We start from the raw sequence: 19,342 nt of genomic DNA, 5'->3' as shown, positions 1-19,342 counted from the left end.
ACACGGTCCCCTCCGCGCTCGATGGGACCGTGTTGGTCTCGACACGCCTCCGCCTAGCGGCTCCGGCGGCTCGACCAGCGGGGGTGGGACGGTCAGCGGGGGTCAGCGGCGGTGACCCGCGGGGTCAGCCAGCGGTCGAGACCAGGGCCTGAGCGGCAGCCTGGTCGATCTTGCCGTTGCCGAGGCGGGGGAGCTGGGCGACGGGGACGAGTACGTCGGGGACCGAGTCGGGCCGCAGCACCGTCGGGAGGCCCCGACGGAGATCGTCCAGCTGAGCCCCCGGGCCCTCGACGAGGCTGACCAGGTCGCCCGCGGGGGTGGCGGCGGTGAAGGTGGCCAGGCCGAAGGCCTGCTTCACCTCGGCATCGAGGGCGTCCAGGTCGACGAAGCTCGCGCTGCGCTTCACCCGCCGGCCCGCCCGCCCCAGGCAGAAGAGCTCCTCGCCGCGCCGGGCCCCGACATCGCCGGTCAGCACCCGCTCCGGCCCGTCCCAGCGCGGGAACTCGCCGCTCGAGGAGCCGAAGAGATAGCCGCCGGGCAGGTGAGGCGACTCGATGGCCAGCATCTCGCCCGCCGGCTCCATGGACGTACGCCACGCCCCGACCGCCCCGCGTCCGATCCCGACCGCGCCGTGGACCGCCGGCAGGTCGTCGCCGGCATCGAACCGGGCGGCGCTGGCGAAGCCGATCGTCTCGCTGGTGCCGTACGTGTTGACGACGGTCGGGACGCCCAGGTCGAAGACCCGCTGCGCGTCGGCGGCGGAGAGCCGGTCGCCGCCGGAGCCCCACACCCGCAGGCTCCGCGGAGCCTCGTCGACCCGCTCGGCGGCCGCGAGGTCGATGAACCGAGGGGCGAGCCGCAGGTGCGTCGCCTCGACCCGGGCGCAGAAGCCGAGCGGCCGGAGCCGGTCGCCCAGCGATCCGGACAGGTGGAGGGAGGATCCGGCGGCCAGGGCGACCAGCAGGTTGGTCATCGCCAGGTCGTAGGAGAGATGCGAGACCTCGGCCCACGCCGAGGAGGCGTCGAGATCGAGCGCGGCCGCGCCGTGCGGGACGAAGGCGTCGATGCCGGCCCAGGACGACAGCACTCCCTTCGGACCGCCGCCGGTGGAGCCGGAGGACATCGCGACGTACCCGGCCTCGAGGTCGGAACGGGACGACGACGCGACCGCCCGGATCCCCGACCGGTCGAGCACGACGTCGGGATGAAGCGCCTGGAGGAGCGACCGGCGGTGCTCCTCGGTCGCCGAGGGGTCCACGAAGCAGACCGAGAGGTCGCCGAGGATCGCGGCGACGAGCGCCACCACCGCGTCGGTGGACAGTGGCAGCGACACCGCGACCAGCGGCTGCGGGCGACCGGCGGCCGCGACGAGGGCGAGCTGCAGCTCCTCGGCCGCGCCGACCAGCCCGTCCGCGCCGACCGACGTGCGCCGGTCCGCGATCACGGCGTGCGACCGGGGTCGGGTGCGTACGGAACGGATGCGCTCGGCCAGCGGGTTCACACCAGGCGACGCTAGGAGCCGAATGGCCCTGGGGGACCCGCGTCACCGATCACGATCCCCGGATTCGGGGATATGCCGGGCGTCCCCGTCGAGGGGGTCTGCGTGCTCCTCAACGCTGCTCATATGGTCAACGCAGCCCAGCAGAGACATGGCGTCGCAAAGACGCACGTGCTGATCATCGTCCAGAACCTTCCGGTGCCGCTCGACCGACGTGTCTGGCTCGAGTGCCAGGCGCTGGTCGCGCGCGGTTACGAGGTCAGCGTGATCTGCCCGAAGGGTCCCGGCGATCCCGGGCGCCAGCAGCTCGGCGGCGTACGCATCTACAAGTATCGGCCCGCGCCGCAGGCCCGCGGCGTGCTCGGCTACCTGCTCGAGTTCGTCTACTGCTGGATCCGCACGGCGCTGCTGGCCAACAAGGTCTGGCGGGACCGCCCGTTCGCGATCATGCAGGCGTGCAACCCGCCCGACACCTATTGGCTGCTGGCCCGCATCTGGAAGCGCCGTGGCGTCCGGTTCGTCTTCGACCAGCACGACCTCAACCCCGAGCTCTTCCTCTCCCGCTTCGGTGCACCGACGTCGCTGTCCGGCCGCGCCCAGCTGGCCGCGCTGCGCTGGCTCGAGAAGCAGACGTACGCCACCGCCGACAAGGTCATCTCGACCAACGAGTCCTACCGGAAGGTCGCGATGACCCGCGGTGGGATGGCACCCGCGGACGTGACCGTGGTCCGCAGCGGACCGGACACCTCGGTGATGCGCCCGGTGCGGCCCCACGACGTCGTTGCCCAGGGCGATGACACGGGCAGGCGCCACACCCTGGTCTACCTCGGGATCATGGGTCCGCAAGATGGTGTCGACACGGTGCTGGAGGTCATGGAGGAGCTCGTCCACCGGCGCGGCCGCAGCGATGTCGACGCTGTGCTGATGGGCTTCGGCGACTGCCTCGAGGACCTCGAGCGACGCTGCACCGAGCTGGGCCTCGACGACGTCGTCACCTTCACCGGACGGGCCGGCTCGGCGCTGATCGCTCAGCACCTCAGCGCCGCCACCATCGGCCTGTGCCCCGACCTGAAGACGCCGCTCAACGACGTCTCGACGATGAACAAGACCATGGAGTACATGGCGTACGCCCTGCCGTCGGTCTCCTTCGACCTGGTCGAGACGCGGGTCTCCGCCGAGGACGCGGCGCTCTTCGTTCCCTCCGGGGACGTGACCGCGTTCACCGACGCGGTCGAGTCGCTGCTGGACGATCCCGAGCTGCGGGTCGAGCTCGCCCTGCGCGCACGGGAACGTGCGGCGAAGGTGCTCGACTGGGGCCCGCAGTCGGCGGCGTACGTGCAGGTCTACGACTCCATGTGCGCGATCGGCGAGGCGCCGGCGGCGGTGGACGGGTTCGAGTACGTCGATCTGGACGATCCGGACGCGCTGCGTCAGTTCGTGCTGACCCGGGGACCTGCGGTGACGTAACCCATTTCGGGTAAATGACCTTGGGTTGGCGTCCGCGGTCCCCGCGGATGCTCTTGGATGGCTCCTTGTGCTGAAAATAGGGGCCGTCGGCTCCTAAAATATAGGAGTCAACCCCACGTGACCCCAACTGTACGGATGCTCGGCACCCGTGGTGTGCCCGCAGCCCACGGCGGCTTCGAGACCGCCGTGGAGAACATCGGACTCGACCTGGTCGACCGCGGCTGGCGGGTGGTCGTCTACTGCCAGGACGACGAGCCGCACGCGGACCTGCGCATCGACTCCTGGAAGGGCATCGAGCGCGTCCACGTACCGGCGCGGCACGACGGCCCGCGCGGGACGATCGAGTTCGACGTCGGAGCGGTGCGCCATGCTGCCCGGGAGGCCGCGGAGGACGGCAGCGTGTGCGTGACGTTCGGCTACAACACCGGCGCGCTGAACTCCGTGCTGCGCTCTCGCCGCGTCCCCAACATCATCAACATGGACGGCATCGAGTGGAAGCGGGCTCGGTGGTCGGGCCCCGAGAAGGCGTTCCTGTGGACCCAGGAGCGGGCCGCCTGCTGGCTGGGCGACCACCTCATCGCCGACCACCCCGAGATCGCGCGCCACCTGGAGACCCGGGTGCCGGCCGAGAAGATCACCACGATCGCCTACGGCGCGCCGCGGGTCGTCGACGCACCCGAGTGGCCGGTGCTCGACCACGGGCTGGAGCCGGGTTCCTACCTCACCGTGGTCGCCCGGCCGGTCCCGGAGAACAGCATCCTCGAGGTCGTCCGGGCGTTCTCCAGCCGACGCTGGGGCCGGCAGCTGGTCGTGCTGGGTTCCTATGACCGCGCCGACGACTACCAGCGCGCCGTCCTCGAGGCGGCCAGCGACGAGGTGGTCTTCATGGGCGCGATCTACGACACCGACATCGTCTCGGCCCTGCGCTTCCACTCGGTGGCGTACGTCCACGGCCACCAGGTCGGCGGCACCAACCCCTCGCTCGTCGAGGCGCTCGGCTGCGGCAACGCGGTGATCGCCCACGACAACCGCTACAACCGCTGGGTCGCCGACGCCGCCGCGCTCTACTTCTCCGACGAGACCGGCATCGTCACCGCGCTGGAGCGGCTCCTGTCCGAGCCCGACCTCGCGGCGTCACTGTCCTCGGCCGCCCGGGATCGTCACTCCGCCGAGTTCACCTGGAGCCGGATCACCGACCAGTACGAGCAGCTCATCCGCGCCCACCTGCGCTGACCTCTTCTAGACGTCGGTAGGGACGTCCGCGGTGCGTGGTGTGGCCTCGCGGGCGGTGTAGGCGCGGTAGGCGATGACGCAGGCGATGGTGAGGACCGCCGCCGTCGCGGCGCAGACGGTGAAGAGGGTGTGCCACTGGTTGTGGTCGGCGGCCGGGCCGGCGATCACGGCCGCGATCGAGCTGCCGATGAAGAGCGAGGCGGCGAAGCAGGCGACGACGGTGCCGCGCGCCTCGGGGACGATCGAGGTGGCCCAGGTCTGCAGCGAGGTGTGCAGGAAGGCCCAGGTGATCCCCAGCATCACGACGATGCCGATGATGGTGGGCACCGAGACCCTCATGGTCGCGGCGGCGTACCCGGCGGTCAGCGCGACGCCTCCGATCCCCATCAGCGCCCAGCGCGGGAGCCGCCGGGTCAGGGCCTTGAGCACCTGCGAGGAGAGCAGGACCGCGATGCCGTACGCAGCGGCCGCCAGTCCCGCCCGCGCGGCGTCGACGCCCTGCGCCTGGAGCGCCGGTGCGAGCAGGGTGAGGACCCCCAGGACGAGGCCGCCCTCGACGAAGACGAGCAGCCCGACCACGATCACCCAGCGGTTGCTCAGCGCCGCCCGGAACGAGGCTTTGACCCCGCCGGTGGTGGTTCGTGGCGGCTCGGCGAGCGAGCGCAGGCCCCAGGCGCTGACCAGTGCCACGAGCGCCGGCACCGCGAACACGACCCGCCATCCCGCCAGCTGTCCGGTGATCCCCGCCGCGGCCGCGGCCAGCGCGGTCCCCACCGCCATCGCGGCCATCAGGTCGGACAGTGCGCGCTGCCTGTGGGTGTCGGAGACGGTGTCCCCGACGTACGTCAGTGAGGTCGGCACGATCGCCCCGAAGAACGCTCCCGCGACCACCCGCACCACGACCAGCGTGATCAGGTTCGGTGCCGCGGCCGATACGAGCCCGGCGATCCCCGCCCCGACGAGCGCCCCCTGCATCAGGCGGACTCTTCCGAACCTGTCCGAGAGGGCTCCCCACAACGGCTGGCAGAGTCCGTACGCCAGGTAGTAGCCGCTCGCGATCGCCACCGCCTGTCCCACCGAGACCCCGAAGCTTGCTGCCACCAGGACCAGGATCGGGCTCACCACGAATCGGTCGAAGCTGCTCACGAACGAGGCTACTGAGATCCAGAACGGGGGGCGTCGGGGGGACGAGTCGGGGGTGTGGGGCACGCTGTCAGGTTAGTAAAGGACTGGTGTCCCCGGTGGTCGAGCCGTTGGAGCAGATGGGCGGGTCTGTCGAGACCTCCCTGCCGGAACGTCTCACCCGAGGGCTGGTGTGGGCCGCCGACCCGTTCCTCAGGGTCTTCTCGACAGCCCCCGGAGTAAAGGACGGCCTGCGGCCGCCGGCTTCGCCGGCCGCTATCGCGGTCCTTGACACCGGGGCCCGCCGAGAAAGATTTGGCTGGCTATCGGGGCGGCGGCCCGGGTGTGGCGCAGCACATTGACTCCTGCGACAGATGGTGTTGCTGGGGGCGGAGTGGTGGCCCTACGGGCCACTTACCATCCACAGGAGCGAGGACGTTCGCTCATCGCGAAAACAGGGTTTGAACTGGGAAAATAGATGGCAACGAGGGTGGATACGGCGTAGAATCAGACCCATCACAACACCTCTTGAAGGAAGGACTGGCGATGAGTCTCGGGCGCGAGGTCGACCCCTGGGGCACCAACCCCGGCGATGCGATCGACGCCGCCCTCGAGGCCATCGAGACCGCCCTCCACGACCTCCTCGCGAGTGACCCGGCCTATTGGCGCACGAGCCAGAAGAAGGACCTGCTGGGACGGTTGGAGAAGCTCCAGGCCCAGCAGGCCGCTCTGAAACTGCGGGTGCTCGCTGCTGCGGGTGATATCGCGGAGGAGACCGGTGCGAAGGATGCCTCCGCGTGGATGCGGGCCGAGTTGTTGGTCGACAAGGGGGCGGCGCGCTCGCAGCTCAAACTCGCGACCCGGGTGGCGAAGTACGACCTGGTGGCTGCCGGTCTGGCCGAGGGGGTGGTGTCTTTGGACAAGGCCCGTGTCATCACCCGGGCGTTGGACAAGGTCCGTGCCGACCCTGTCGCGAGTGCCGAGGACCTGGCCCTGGCCGAAAAGCTCCTGGTGGATTACGCGACCCAATTGACGGCGAACGAGCTGCGGATCGTCGGCCGGAAGATTCTGACCGAGGTCGACCCCGCCCGGTTCGAAGACGCCGAAGCCAAGGCACTGCTCGCCGAGGAGGAACGCGCCCAGCAGAGGACCGCGCTGCGGATCTGGGACAACCATGACGGCACCGTCGGGTTCGACGGCGTGCTGCCGACCTCGATCGGGATGCGGTTCAAGCGGCTGGTCGAGGCCTACGCCCAACCCCGCAAACAACAGCTGGTCGGCAAGGGCGCGGCGTTGCCGCCCTGGGAACGGTTGATGGGTCAGGGGTTCTCGCGGCTGTTGGAGACCCTCGACCCCGCCGCGCTGCCCCGCCACGGGGGCGATGCGACCACCGTGAATGTGGTGATCTCGCTCGAGGAGCTCCGCAAGGACCTCGGGGTCGCCACCCTGGGTTACGACGAGACCAACGGGACCACCATCACCGCGGCCGAGGCCCGGCGGATGGCCTGCAATGCGACCATCATCCCCTGGGTGCTGGGCGGTGATGGTGAGGTCCTCGACGCCGGCCGGGCCAGCAGGTTCTTCCAACCCATCCAACGCAAGGCACTCCGGCTGCAGCAGAAGTGCTGCCAGGCCGAGGGCTGTGACATGCCACCGGAATGGTGCGACGCCCACCACCTAGACCCCTGGGCCGCCGGCGGGAAGACCGATCTGAAGGACGGGGCCCTGTTGTGTCCTCATCACCATCGGCTCGCGCACGCCCCGGCGTACGTCCATGAGCGACTACCGGATGGCACCATCCGGTTCACCCGCCGCCCCTAACCCGGCAGCACGTCGACGATTCCAACGCATCAGTCGGTGCCACCCGTCTGCCAGCTTCGCCCCCCGGTCGAAGCGGCCCGCCTAGCTCTGCCCGAGTCGGCGCGACTGTCCCGGGCAGAGTTCCCGAGTCGGCGCAACTGTCCCGCTCGAATCCGGTGAATCGGCGCGACTGTCTCATCCAGAAATCCGAGGCTGCGCGAGGACTGTTCGGGGCGCCGCTATGGCGGGAACGTCCCAACCTTGGGTGGCGCTGCGGATCGGGAAAGGATGATCTGGGGTCCCGTACCGAATCAACGTCCTGGCGCGAGACAGTTGCGCCGAGTCGGCGGTCGTACGGCGATTGTGAATCGTTCACAAGGGCGCGCCCACTGACGTAGGCGCGCCCGAGGGAGAAGACCCACAGGGCAACACGACCAGCCCACGGCCGCCAAGCCCGTACCCAACTGAATCCGCTGCGCCAAACCCCGCCGCCGACCCTGTATACAGCCAAAATTCTCAACGGAGCCCGGTGTCAAGGATCGCCGAAGGCGACCGGCGAAGCCGGCGGCCGAAGGCCGTCATCTCGACAAGCTCGATACATCGCCTTTACTCCGGGGGCCGTTGAGAACACCCTTCAAGGAAGGGTCGGCGGCCAACACCAGCACGCAGCAACAGTCGATGACCTACTGACCGTCGATGTACAACTTGTGTCATCACCGGCCCCGGAGTCGAGCGCGACTACGGATACAACGCAGCCCGGAACGCCGCAGCGTGCAGCGCAGCCGACTCCGGCCACTCCCGAGCCGAGAGATCGGGGCGCTCGGCAGGCGGGCCGGCCGCGACCGCCTTCAACGCACGTTCCAGGTCCTCGATGCTGACCGTGCCCTCGAAGAGGTGGAGCCAACCTTCGCCGACCTCCTCGGCCAGGCGACGGTTGACCTCGTTGTCGGGGGCCAGGACCGGGGTGTCGAGGGAGAGGGCCAGCAGGAGGGCGCCGGAGTTGTGCATCGCCTTGTAGGGCAGCACCACCAGGGCGGCGGCGGTGATCTCTGCGGCCAGGGTGGCGTCGTCGGCGTAGCTCAGGTCGGCGCTCACCCGGGTGTCGGTCGCCGCTGCGGCGCGGACCTGCTCGGCGAGGGCGGGGTCGGAGGGGGAGCCGACGAGGCGTACGTCCAGGTCTGCCTCGGGGCTGTCGGCGACCGCCTCCAGGAGCTGCTCGACACCCTTGTAGGGCTTGATCAGGCCGAAGTAGAGCACCCGCCTGTCGACGGTCTCGACGGGCTCGGCGAACGCGTCGATTACCGGCTCGAACCAGTCGCGGTAGTGGGCGTGGACGATCGTCGAGGTCGGCACGTCGAGCGGGGGAGCGGTCTGGTCGGTGAGCCGGATGACATGCCGGGTGCGGCGCTCGAGGGCGTCGAGGAGCCGGTGGTCCCAGCGGCTCAGGCCGTCGGGTCGGACGAGGTTGTGCCAGGTGCGTACGACCGGGGTCCGGGTCAGGCGCAGCCGGGCGACGAAGGCGGTGGTGAGCAGGCGGCGGGCCAGCCGGCGCAGCGGGGTACGTGCCGACGTCACCAGCAGCTCGGGCCAGTGCACGTGGAAGACGTCGTAGCGGCCCGCGATGGCCCGGGCCCAGCCGAACAGCAGCACCTCGGTGTCGTCGCGCCGTCCCAGGGTCTCGACGAGCTGGACGATGTAGGGGTTGGTCGTCGCGCGCAGCTCCCGGACCGACTCCAGGACCCGGACCGGCCGGTCGCGGCGCCCGTCGCGCAGCCCACGCATCACCGCGGAGAGCGGCCGCACCGGGTGCAGGAGCTGTCGGCGGCCTCCCCGCATCAGGATCTCGTACGCAGCCCCGACCGCCCCGCGACGCCAGGCCTGCTCCCGTTCCCGGCTGAGCCAGGTCCGGGCGAAGAGGGCGCGGTTGCGGATGTTGAAGTAGTAGTAGGCCGGCGACTTGGCGCGGGAACCCTCGGCGCGCTGGGTGCCACCGCCGGAGTGGACCGCCGAGGCCCCGTCGACGACCGCGACCCGGCCGCCGAACGCCCGGGCCCGGGCGCACAGATCGACGTCCTCCCAGTAGAGGAAGTAGCGCTCGTCGAAGCCGGCCAGCCGCTCCCAGAGCTCACGTGCGACCGTGAAGCAGGCGCCGGTGACCCAGGGCAGAGTCTCCGCCTCAGGGCTCTCGACGGGGAGGGCCGCGCGGCGCCGCCAGGGGCGCATCGCCCCGGTCTCCAGGTCGAGATCGAGCCCGGCAGAGGCGACCGACCCGTCCGGGCCGAGCACGGTCGGTCCGGCGAGCAGGAGCGGCTCGGCCTCGACGGCGGCCACGAGACGTACGGCCGACTCGGCGTCGATCGTGGCATCCGGGTTGAGGAAGAGCAGCACCTCGGCACCCTCGGCGAGCGCGGCCGCGGCACCCAGGTTGCAGCCGGCGCCGAAGCCGGTGTTGGTGCCGGGAAAGACGCCGGTCCAGCCCTCACGCTCGCACAGGGCCCTGACCGCGGCCCGGTTGGCGTCGGTCGAGTGGTTGTCGACCACGACGATCCGCGCGGGCCGTAGCGCGGCGGCGACCTTGGTCGTATGCCGCTCCAGCAGCGCGGGATCGCCGTAGCTGACCACCACCACGGCCAGCCGGGAGAGCTCGCTCACGACGAGACCTCGACCGCGCCGTCGAGGACGCGCAGCTCACGCCACCACTTGCGCAGCGCGATGGCCAGCGCGGCGGCGTTGCAGACGAAGACCAGGGCGTAGATCCAGGAGAAGACCACCCCGAAGCCGAGCAGCACGAACATCCAGCACTGCGCGCCGTAGTCCATCGGCAGCAGCGCCCACTTGCGCAGCGGGTTCTCGTGGACCGCTACCGGCGCTCCGGAAGGAGCCGGGCGCAGGGTGGGCATCAGGATCAGCCCGAAGTACGTCACCACAGCAACCACCTCGAAGCCCAGCGGCACCAGCAGCCAGCCGTCGGTGGCCGGGCCGAAGCGATACCAGGACACGAGGACGGCCAGATGCAGGCTGGCGGTCTTGAAGCAGTCGATGGTGTGGTCGAGCCACTCGCCCGAGCGCGACCCACCACCACGCAGCCGGGCGAGTTGGCCGTCGGAGGAGTCGAGCACGTAGCCCGCGGCCAGCAGCACCGCGACCAGGACCCCGGTCCACCAGCGCGGCTCGACCAGCGCGAGCACCGCCAGCCCGGCCGCCGAGAGGGTCGCGCTCAATGCGGTCACCTGGTTGGGGCTCGCACCGAGGGTGTGCGCGGCCGCGGCGACGACCCGGCCGGCGGGCCGGTTGACGAGCCGCGAGTAGGCCGCGGTGTTGAGCGAGGGCTTCTGCGCCCGAGCGAGGGCCTCGAGGTGCGTACGGAACCCGCCAGGGGCGCGTTCGGCGCCGGTCGCGGCCATGCTCGATCCTGCTTTGCTCATACGTGAATACGTGGGGGAGGGGAGGGACAGCGGGACCCTAGATGACCCCGAGCCGGTCGCGGGCGCCAGGCCTGCCCTCTCCCCAGATCTGGGTAGGACTTTGCCAGGACCTTCGGCCCGGGCCGTCCCGGTGACATACGGTTGCTCATCATGCGTTTGTTGGTCGCCCACCCGTCGCCGGACGTCTACGGCTCCGATCTTCAGCTGGTCGAGACGGTGCGTGGGCTGCACCAGGCGGGACAGCGGGTCACCGTCGTCGTACCCGAGCGCGGACCGCTCCTCCCGCTGCTCGAGGCCGCCGGTGCGAGCGTCGAGGTGATGACGTTCCCGGTGCTGCGCAAGGCCTACCTCAGCCCCACCGGCCTGGTCCGGCTGGTCGCGGCGCTGACGGTCTTCTGGGTGCGGGCGGCGCGGCTGTGGCGGCGGGTCCGGCCGAGCCGGCTGCTGGTCAACACGGTGACGATCCAGTGGTGGATCATCGTCGCCCGTGCCGCCCGCGTCCCCGTGGTCTGCCACGTGCACGAGGCCGAGGACGACCAGCCCAGGCCGGTACGCCTCGCCCTGACCGCTCCGCTCCTGCTGGCCACCCGCGTGGTGGCCAACTCGCGGGCCTCCCGCGACGTCCTCGCCCGTACGCTGCCCGCGCTCGGGCGGCGTACGACCGTCGTCTACAACGGGGTGCCGGGGCCCGAGTCCGTCGCGGCCGCGCGCACCCGGACCCCGAACGGCCCACTGCGACTGGTGCTGGTCGGGCGGCTCTCGCCGCGCAAGGGGACCGACGTGGCACTCGAGGCGCTCGCCGAGGTGCGCCGGCGGGGGATCGACGCGCGGCTGCGGGTGTGCGGGTCGGTGTTCGCGGGCTATGAGTGGTTCGAGCAGGAGCTCCGCGACCGGGCCGACGCCGGCGACCTGGCCGGCAGCGTCGACTTCCTGGGCTACGTCGCCGAGCCCGCGGGCGAGCTCGAGCAGGCCGACGTCGTGCTGGTGCCCTCGCGGGTCGAGCCGTTCGGCAACGTCGCGGTCGAGGCGCTGCTCGCCGAACGACCGCTGGTCGCGAGCCGCGTGCAGGGCCTGGCCGAGATCGTCACCAACGCCGAGACCGGTCTCCTGGTGACTCCCGGCGAGGCGAACGAGCTCGCCGACGCGATCCAGCGGCTCGCCGTCGACCCCACCCTCGCCGCCGAGCTCGCCTCCGCCGGCCGCAAGGACGCCGAGGAGCGCTTCGGCGCCGAGCGCTACCGACGCGAGATCGCCGCCGAGGTCCTCGGGTGAAGGTGATCGACAACCCCCACTCAGGACTCGGCAGAAGCGCGACCCGCGGCGGTCTGGTCGTGCTCGGGGGTCAGGGCGTACGCATCCTGGTCCAGGTCGCCTCGGTGGTCGTCCTGTCCCGGCTGCTCAGCCCCCGCGACTACGGGCTGGTCGCGATGGTGCTGGCGGTCATCGCCTTCGCCGAGATCTTCCGTGACCTCGGGCTCTCGACGGCCGCCGTCCAGGCCAAGGTGCTCACCCGCGTGCAGCAGTCGAACCTGTGGTGGCTCAACACCGGCATCGGCGCCGCGCTCGCGCTGATCGCGGTCGCTGTCGCACCGCTCATCGCAGCCCTCTACGACGAACCCGCCCTGACCTCGCTGACCGTCGCGATGGCGGGCATGTTCTGGCTCAACGGCATGGCCGCGCAGTATCGCGCGGACCTCACCCGCCGGATGCTCTTCACCCGACTGGTCGCGGCCGACACCGCCGGGCCGCTGCTGGCGCTGGGGGTCGCGGCGTACGCGGCCGCCAACGGCGCCGGCTACTGGTCCCTGGTCGTCCAGCAGCTCGTCCAGAGCGCGGCCGGGCTGGTCGTCGCCGGCGCCTGCGCGGGCTGGCTCCCCGGGTGGCCGCGGCGCGGCGGCGATATCGGCGGGTTCTTGAGGTTCGGCTGGTCCCTGGCCAGTACGCAGCTGATCAACTACGCCGCCAACAACATCGACTCCGTGCTGATCGGCACCCGCCTGGGCGCCCACCAGCTCGGCACCTACAACCGCGCCTGGCAGCTGCTGATGACGCCGCTGGGTCAGCTGCGCAGCCCCACCACGACGGTCGCGCTGCCGGTGCTGAGCCGCATCCGCGACAACGCTGCGCTCACCCAGCGCTTCGTCGAGCGCGGCCAGCTCGCGCTCGGCTACAGCCTCTGCGCCGGGTTGGGTCTGGTCGCCGGCGCAGCGGTCCCGATCTGCGCACTCTTCCTCGGTCCCGGCTGGGACGTCGCCGGGATCTTCGCCCTGCTCGCCTGCGGGGGTCTGTTCCAGACCTTGGCCTATGTCGGCTACTGGGTCTATCTCGCCCACGGGCTGACCACCGAGCTGCGTCACTACACGCTGGCCGCCTCGGCCCTGAAGGTCATCTGCATCCTGGTCGGGGTGCGCTACGGGATCACCGGCGTCGCGGCCGGCTACGCGATCGCGCATCTCCTCGAGTGGCCGCTGTCGCTGTGGTGGCTCTCCCGCCGCACCCAGCTCCGCGTCGGCCGGCTCTACCTGGGCGCGGCCCGCATCCTGCTGGTCGCGGGATCGGTCGCGGCCGCCGCCTATGCCACCGCCGCCGCTCTCCACGGGCAGAATCCGGCGCTGGCGGTGCCGGTCTGCGTGCTGGCCGGGGTTGCGGCGTACGCGGTCCTGCTGCTGATCCCCTCGATCCGCCGCGACGTGATCTCGCTGGCGGAGACGGTGCGAGGCGCGATCGAGGATCGCCTCAGCCGCGGCTGAGCGCGACCGGGCGGCCGGTGTCGTCCCAGACGTTGCCGGAGTGGCTGACCGTCGTGGACGACGGATGGATGATCGCGCAGCCGTCGATCCGCTGATCGCTGAGGAACCGGTTGTCGCGGATCACCAGGCCGCCGACCGGGCCGCGGCCCTTCTCGGCGATGTTGACGGTGCAGCCGCCCCCGCCGAGGAGGTTGTCGCGGATCGTGACCCCGTCGACGTCGCTGATGCTCTGGGTGATCATGACGCCGGCGTTGTAGGCGCCGGTGAAGCGGTTGCCCGCGATGGTGATGTTGCGGCCGCCGATGATCTGGATCGAGTCGTCGTGCGAGGCCCCGCCGCCCTGGTAGGGGTCGGACTCGAAGTGGTAGTTGTCGTGAAACCAGTTGTCGCGCACGGTCACGTTGCTGCCGGTGATGTGGACCTGGTCGGTGACATCGTGGATCTCGGAGCTCTGCAGGGTGAAGTCATGGCCGACCACGCCGTTGACGCCCGGCGCGGCGTTCTCGGCCCGCACCTCGACGTTGCTGACCAGCATCCCGGCGCCGTTGTCGTTGTTGTTGGAGATCCCAGCCGTCTCGGAGCCGGTCGGCACGATCACCAAGGTGTTGCGGATCGTCACGTTCGGCGCCTCGACGTTGATCCGGCCGTGCACCTCGAGGCCGTCGACGACCTTCCCAGCGGTCCGGATCACCAGGTCGCCGCGGTGGACGCGGAGCTTGGTGTTGGCAGGCACGCCTGTCCCCGGTGCCGCGGCGAGCGGCTCGGCCTCGACCGCCTCGTCCGGACGGTCACCGGAGCGGTTGGGCTGCGCCGACTGGGTCGACCGCTTCCTCGGCTTCGGGCTGGCCGAAGGGCTCGGGATGCGCGTGGAGGAGGCGGTCGGGGAGACTGACGGAGACGGCGACAGTGTCGCCGGCCCGCCGAAGTCGTCGGGCGGCAGATCGCCGTAGCTCCTCTCCGCACGCGGCGTGCGGTCCTCAGCGGGACCTGTGGTCAACGCGTAGGTCGAACCCAGCGCGACCGCGGTGACGACCGCGGAGATGCCGAGGCGGATCGGGGACGGGACAGCCAAAGACGTACGCCTTCCTGTGGGCTGGGCAGCCTACTGACGGGGCCGGAGTCTGCACCAGGCAGTTTGGGAGGGTTGGGCTCCTGGGTCCAACACATACCCGATTCAGGGGATGGAATGGGCGATTGACGGGCGGATGACCATAGGTGTCCGCGACACTGCCGTGTCGCGGCCGAGGTGGCCGCCTTGTGCAGGGATGGATGATGACGCGGATTCACGAGTGGCGTCTGCTGGCGGCCGGGGCGGTCGCAGCTGTTCTCGGGGTGAGCAGCCTGGTCATGTCGGGAGGGGCGACGGCGGACACGGCGCCGATCGACCCGGAGCTGCCGGAGACGGTCTCGGCCGACGTACTTCCGACGGTGCAGATCGACGGGGTCGCCTGGAAGCAGGTGATCGTCGGTGACGTCGTCTATGTCGGTGGCAGCTTCACCTCAGCCCGTCCGGCCGGCGCCGCGGCCGGCACCGACGAGACGCCGCGGACGCACCTGTTGGCCTACCGGCTCTCCACCGGTGAGCTGATCGCGGACTTCGCGCCGACGCTCAACGGCCAGGTCAAGGACATGGCGCTCTCGCCCGACCAGTCCCTGCTCTACCTCGCCGGCAGCTTCACTCAGGTCAACGGCGTCAACCGATACCGCGGCGCGGCGATCAACCTGGCCACCGGTGCGCTGACGAGCTTCCGGCCGATCTTCAACTCGACGACCAACGCGGTCGCGGCGACCGCCGACGCGGTCTTCTACGGCGGGGTGTTCACCTCCGCCGACAACACCGCGCGTACGAAGGTGGCCGCCGTCCGGCCGAACGACACCGGCACCCAGCTGCTGTCGATGAACCCGACGGTTTCCAACGGGTCGGTGCAGGATCTGGTGGTCTCGCCCGACGGCGCCGACATCGTGATCGGCGGCAACTTCACCAAGGTCAACGGTTCCTCCAACCCGGGCTACGGCCTGGCCCGGATCAAGGTCGCGACCGGTGCCTCGATGGCGCTGCCGGTCAACTCCGAGGTCCGCAACGGTGGATCCAGCTCGGCGATTCTCTCCCTGGAGTCCGACGGGACGAGCTTCTACGGCACCGGCTACCACTACGGCAGCGGCGGCAACGTCGAAGGCACCTTCAAGGCCGATTGGGCCGCCGGGAAGCTGACGTGGCTCGAGGACTGCCACGGCGACACCTACGCCGTCTGGCCGACCGCCGACGTCGTCTACCAGGCCAGTCACAAGCACTACTGCGGCAACTCCGGCGGCTTCCCGGAGACCAGCCCGCGCAGCTTCCAGCACTCGACCGCGGTCACCCAGGACGTACGCGGCACCAACACCCGCGACATCTACGGCTACCCCGACCACCCCGGCACTCCGCGACCGGAGTTCCTGGAGTGGTACCCGAAGTGGACTCCCGGCACCTTCACCGGCGCCAACCAGGCGCCGTGGACCGTGGCGGCCAACGACGACTACGTCGTCTACGGCGGCGAGTTCCTCAAGGTCGATGGCGTGGCCCAGCAGGGGCTGGTGCGTTTCGCCGTCAAGGACATCGCGCCCAACGACGTCGGCCCGGGCCTGTCCGGCGCGGAGTTCGGCCTCACCGCGACCTCGCCCGCCGACGGCCAGGTCCGGCTGACCTGGCCCGGTAACGCGGACAAGGACAACGCGACCGTGACCTACAAGGTCTACCGCGGCTCGAGCGACGTCGCCCCGATCCACACCCGAGCGGTCACCGCGGCCTTCTGGAAGCAGACCACCCAGACCTTCCTCGACACCGAGGCGCCGCCGGGCACCACCCAGAGCTACCGCGTCGTCGCCGAGGACGCGTTCGGCAACCGGTCGCCCACCGAGTGGGTCACCGTCGAGGTCGACGGCGAGCCCGTCCCGCCGGCCGAGGGCACCATCGCGGAGGACACCTTCCAGCGAGCCGAGACCAGCGGCTGGGGCACCGCCGACGCCGGCGGCACCTGGACCCGCAGTGCTGGCACCGCCGGCAACTTCTCGGTCTCCGAGGGCCGCGGCTGGCACTCGGTCACTCCCGGCGGGACCACCGAGTCCCGGCTAGGCGAGGTCTCGGCGACCGATGTCGACGCGACCGTCAGCGTCGGCGTCGATCGGCTCCCCGACGCGGGCTACGTGTGGTCGATCCTCGGCGCCCGGGTCTCCGGCGCCGACCACTACGCCTCCCGGCTCCGGTTCAACCCGGACGGCACCGTCGGTCTCCACCTCGTCCGGAGCGGCACCCCCGTCGTCGGCGCCAACGCCGTCGCAGGCCTGAGCGTCATGCCCGGCGACCGGCTGATGGTCCGCCTCCAGGTGAGCGGCACCTCGCCGGCGACCGTGCGCACCAAGGTGTGGCCGGCCGGCTCCGCGGAGCCGTCGGGATGGACGTACGAGCTCTCCGACTCGACCGCGGCCAACCAGGTTGCCGGTGGCGTGATGCTGCGCAGCTTCGGCTCCTCGACGATCGGCACCACACCGGTCCGTGTCGGCTATGACGATCTATCGGTGGCGGAGGAGTAGAAGGCATACCCGATCTTGGGGAGTGGGTGTTCGGATCCACCCACGGGCGGCCGACTTGGGCTTGAATGCACCGTCTCAACTCAATGTCTTTGTCCGATCCGCCCGCGGAAGATCCCCCATGCTCCCTCAAGTCCCGCGTTCGAGGATGTACGTCGCGGCAGCCGTCGCTGCCGTCGTCCTGGTGAGCGTCGCGGTCGTGCTCATCGTGCGCAACCCGTCCGGACCGGCCAACGCCGGGTCGGACTCGACCGTGGCCGCCGCCCCCTCCTCGACGGCGACCCCGTCGGAGAAGGAGTCCACCTCGTCCTCCGACTCAGCGGACGACGAGGGTGAGTCGTCGGAGGGCAACCGCGCGCTCGGTCTGAAGTCCGTGGCGACCACCTCCCCGGGCGTCACAGCCCGGCTGGCCCGGATCGACTCGGTCCAGGCCACGGCGAGCCTGCCCGGCGAGATCGGCGGCCCGGCGCTCGCGATCACCGTGAAGGTGAAGAACCAGACCGGGAAGAAGCTCGACCTGGCGCTCGGTGTGGTCAACGCCTACTACGGTCCCGAGCGCACCCCTGCGGTCAGCGTCGCCTCCGACGGCGAGGTGCCGTTCCCGGCCTCGGTCGCCGACGGCGAGTCGGCCAAGGGCGTCTACGTCTTCCAGATCCCCGAGCAAGCCCGTCCCGTACGCGTCGAGCTCGATCTGGGCAACGGCGCCGACGTGGTGGTCTTCAAGGGCCGACCCCAGCGATAACCCTCCCCCCACGATGAGAGATGTGATGAAGCCGATCCTGGCTGTGCTGGTGCTCGTGGCAACGAGCCTGACCCTGGCGACCTCGGTGACCTCCGCATCCGCGGACACCGCGCCGACCGACACCGACCTCCCGAAGACGGTCTCCGCCGACGTCCTTCCCACCGTGCAGATCAACGGCGTCGCCTGGAAGCAGGTGATCGTCGGCGACATCGTCTACGTCGGCGGCAGCTTCACCTCTGCCCGCCCGGCGGGTGCCGCGGCCGGCACGAGCGAGACGGCCCGGTCGAACATGCTGGCCTACCGGCTCTCGACCGGTGCCCTGGTCACCGGCTTCGCGCCGAAGTTCAACGGCCAGGTCAAGGACATGGCGCTCTCGCCCGACAAGAAGCTGCTCTACGTCGCCGGCGGCTTCACCCAGGTCGACGGCGTCAACCGCTACCGGGGTGCTGCGATCGACCTCGCGACCGGCAAGGCGACGAGCTTCCGGCCGATCTTCAACTCGACCACCAACGCGGTCGCGGCCACCTCCAGCGCGGTCTTCTACGGTGGCGTGTTCACCTCTGCCGACAACACGGCACGTACGAAGGTCGCCGCCGTCAAGCCCGGCGACACCGGCACCGGCCTGCTGCCGATGAACCCGAAGGTCGCCGGCGGCAACGTCAACGACATCGTGGTCTCCTCCGACGGCACCAAGATCGTGATCGGCGGCGCGTTCACCAGCGTCAACGGCTCCTCGAAGCCGGGCTACGGCCTGGCCAGGCTCGAGGTCTCCTCGGGCAGCTCGCTGGCACTGCCGGTCAACGACGAGATCCGCAACGGCGGCACGGAGGCGGCGATCCTCTCCCTCGAGTCCGACGGCACCAGCTTCTACGGCACCGGCTACAACTACGGCAGCGGCGGCAACTCCGAGGGCTCCTTCAAGTCCGACTGGGCCACCGGCAAGCTGACCTGGCTCGAGGACTGCCACGGCGACACCTACGCCATCTGGCCGACCGCCGACGCCGTCTACCAGGCCAGCCACAAGCACCACTGCGGCACCTCCGGCGGCTTCCCGGAGACCAAGCCGCGCAGCTGGTACCACGCCACCGCCGTCACCCAGGACGTACGCGGCACCAACATCGCCGACGACAAGTACGACTACCCCGACCACCCCGGAACCCCGCGCCCGGAGTTCCTGGAGTGGTACCCCAAGTGGACCAACGGCACCTACACCAGCGCTCAGCAGTCGACCTGGACGGTGACCGCCAACTCCAGCTACGTGGTCTACGGCGGTGAGTTCCTGAAGGTCAACGGCGTCGCCCAGCAGGGCCTGGTGCGGTTCGCCGTCAAGGACGTCGCGCCGAACAAGGTCGGTCCGACGCTGAAGGGGGCGGCGTGGAAGCTGACCGGCTCCTCGCCGTCGACGGGCAAGGCGACGCTGAAGTGGCCGGGCAACCCCGACAAGGACAACGCGACCGTCACCTACAAGCTCTACCGCGGGACGTTGGACTCGACGCCGATCAAGACCGTCAAGGTCTCGGCCCCGTTCTGGAAGCACACCGCGATGACCTTCACCGACACCGCCCGCACCAGCGGCTCGTCGCAGAAGTACAAGATCGAGGCAGTGGACCCGCTCGGCAACATCTCTCGGTCTGACTGGGTGACGGTCACGATCCGATGACCCAGCCGGTCTGGGTGGGCATGCTCACCTATCGGCGCCCCGAGGGGTTGGCCGAGGCGGTGGGCATGCTCCGGGCCC

The 19,342-nt window shown here is 70.5% G+C and carries 13 protein-coding genes; 8 read left to right on the top strand and 5 right to left on the bottom strand.

What is annotated here, in order from left to right; all coding sequences use genetic code 11:
* Positions 1 to 124: 124 nt before the first annotated feature.
* Positions 125 to 1,501 (bottom strand): AMP-binding protein, encoded by a 1,377-nt coding sequence (locus ACFU7D_RS19770; protein WP_378870251.1) that lies wholly within the window; start codon positions 1,499 to 1,501, stop codon positions 125 to 127.
* A 123-nt stretch (positions 1,502 to 1,624) separates the two neighbouring features.
* Here ACFU7D_RS19770 and ACFU7D_RS19765 point away from each other — a divergent pair, with 123 nt between their 5' ends.
* Both ACFU7D_RS19765 and ACFU7D_RS19760 read left to right on the top strand, forming a co-directional pair.
* Positions 1,625 to 2,965, top strand: a complete 1,341-nt coding sequence (locus ACFU7D_RS19765) for a glycosyltransferase family 4 protein (protein ID WP_378870249.1) — start codon at positions 1,625 to 1,627, stop codon at positions 2,963 to 2,965.
* Between the two features lie 117 nt (positions 2,966 to 3,082).
* On the top strand, positions 3,083 to 4,198 hold the full coding sequence (locus ACFU7D_RS19760) for a DUF1972 domain-containing protein (RefSeq protein WP_378870247.1): 1,116 nt from the start codon (positions 3,083 to 3,085) through the stop codon (positions 4,196 to 4,198).
* Positions 4,199 to 4,204: 6 nt separating this feature from the next.
* Here the strand turns inward: ACFU7D_RS19760 and ACFU7D_RS19755 are convergent, their stop codons facing one another.
* Positions 4,205 to 5,407 (bottom strand): MFS transporter, encoded by a 1,203-nt coding sequence (locus ACFU7D_RS19755; RefSeq protein ID WP_378870245.1) that lies wholly within the window; start codon positions 5,405 to 5,407, stop codon positions 4,205 to 4,207.
* A gap of 459 nt (positions 5,408 to 5,866) precedes the next feature.
* On the opposite strand from ACFU7D_RS19755, the gene ACFU7D_RS19750 reads away from it, so the two are divergent.
* Positions 5,867 to 7,141 carry a DUF222 domain-containing protein gene (locus ACFU7D_RS19750; RefSeq protein WP_378870242.1) on the top strand — a complete coding sequence of 425 codons (1,275 nt, stop codon included), beginning with the start codon at positions 5,867 to 5,869 and terminating at the stop codon, positions 7,139 to 7,141.
* Positions 7,142 to 7,858: 717 nt separating this feature from the next.
* Here ACFU7D_RS19750 and ACFU7D_RS19745 read toward each other — a convergent pair.
* Entirely contained in the window at positions 7,859 to 9,772 is a 1,914-nt protein-coding gene (locus ACFU7D_RS19745; RefSeq protein WP_378870239.1) for a glycosyltransferase, read from the bottom strand.
* Positions 9,769 to 10,524 carry a CDP-alcohol phosphatidyltransferase family protein gene (locus ACFU7D_RS19740; protein ID WP_378870235.1) on the bottom strand — a complete coding sequence of 252 codons (756 nt, stop codon included), beginning with the start codon at positions 10,522 to 10,524 and terminating at the stop codon, positions 9,769 to 9,771. Before ACFU7D_RS19740 ends, ACFU7D_RS19745 begins: the two co-directional genes overlap by 4 nt.
* Before the next feature lie 171 nt (positions 10,525 to 10,695).
* Between ACFU7D_RS19740 and ACFU7D_RS19735 the strand changes: the two genes are divergently transcribed.
* Both ACFU7D_RS19735 and ACFU7D_RS19730 read left to right on the top strand, forming a co-directional pair.
* Positions 10,696 to 11,817 (top strand): glycosyltransferase family 4 protein, encoded by a 1,122-nt coding sequence (locus ACFU7D_RS19735; protein ID WP_378870232.1) that lies wholly within the window; start codon positions 10,696 to 10,698, stop codon positions 11,815 to 11,817.
* A complete protein-coding gene (locus tag ACFU7D_RS19730) occupies positions 11,814 to 13,295 on the top strand; it encodes a lipopolysaccharide biosynthesis protein (RefSeq protein ID WP_378870230.1) in 1,482 nt (493 codons plus the stop codon). Before ACFU7D_RS19735 ends, ACFU7D_RS19730 begins: the two co-directional genes overlap by 4 nt.
* Here the strand turns inward: ACFU7D_RS19730 and ACFU7D_RS19725 are convergent.
* The gene (locus tag ACFU7D_RS19725; RefSeq protein ID WP_378870228.1) at positions 13,282 to 14,367 is read right to left on the bottom strand and encodes a right-handed parallel beta-helix repeat-containing protein; all 1,086 of its coding nucleotides are present in this window, start codon (positions 14,365 to 14,367) and stop codon (positions 13,282 to 13,284) included. The two genes, ACFU7D_RS19730 and ACFU7D_RS19725, sit on opposite strands and share 14 nt — an antisense overlap.
* 200 nt (positions 14,368 to 14,567) lie before the next feature.
* Here ACFU7D_RS19725 and ACFU7D_RS19720 point away from each other — a divergent pair, with 200 nt between their 5' ends.
* From ACFU7D_RS19720 to ACFU7D_RS19710, 3 genes are all read left to right on the top strand, one after another.
* The gene (locus ACFU7D_RS19720; RefSeq protein WP_378870225.1) at positions 14,568 to 16,865 is read left to right on the top strand and encodes a hypothetical protein; all 2,298 of its coding nucleotides are present in this window, start codon (positions 14,568 to 14,570) and stop codon (positions 16,863 to 16,865) included.
* 118 nt (positions 16,866 to 16,983) lie between these two features.
* On the top strand, positions 16,984 to 17,604 hold the full coding sequence (locus ACFU7D_RS19715) for a hypothetical protein (protein ID WP_378870223.1): 621 nt from the start codon (positions 16,984 to 16,986) through the stop codon (positions 17,602 to 17,604).
* Between the two features lie 25 nt (positions 17,605 to 17,629).
* Positions 17,630 to 19,264, top strand: coding sequence for a hypothetical protein (locus tag ACFU7D_RS19710; protein ID WP_378870221.1), 1,635 nt, complete (start codon positions 17,630 to 17,632; stop codon positions 19,262 to 19,264).
* Positions 19,265 to 19,342: the final 78 nt, after the last annotated feature.

This window comes from Nocardioides sp. NPDC057577 (assembly GCF_042801335.1).
Taxonomy (GTDB): domain Bacteria; phylum Actinomycetota; class Actinomycetes; order Propionibacteriales; family Nocardioidaceae; genus Nocardioides.
This window is presented reverse-complemented; position numbering and strand designations above follow the sequence as displayed.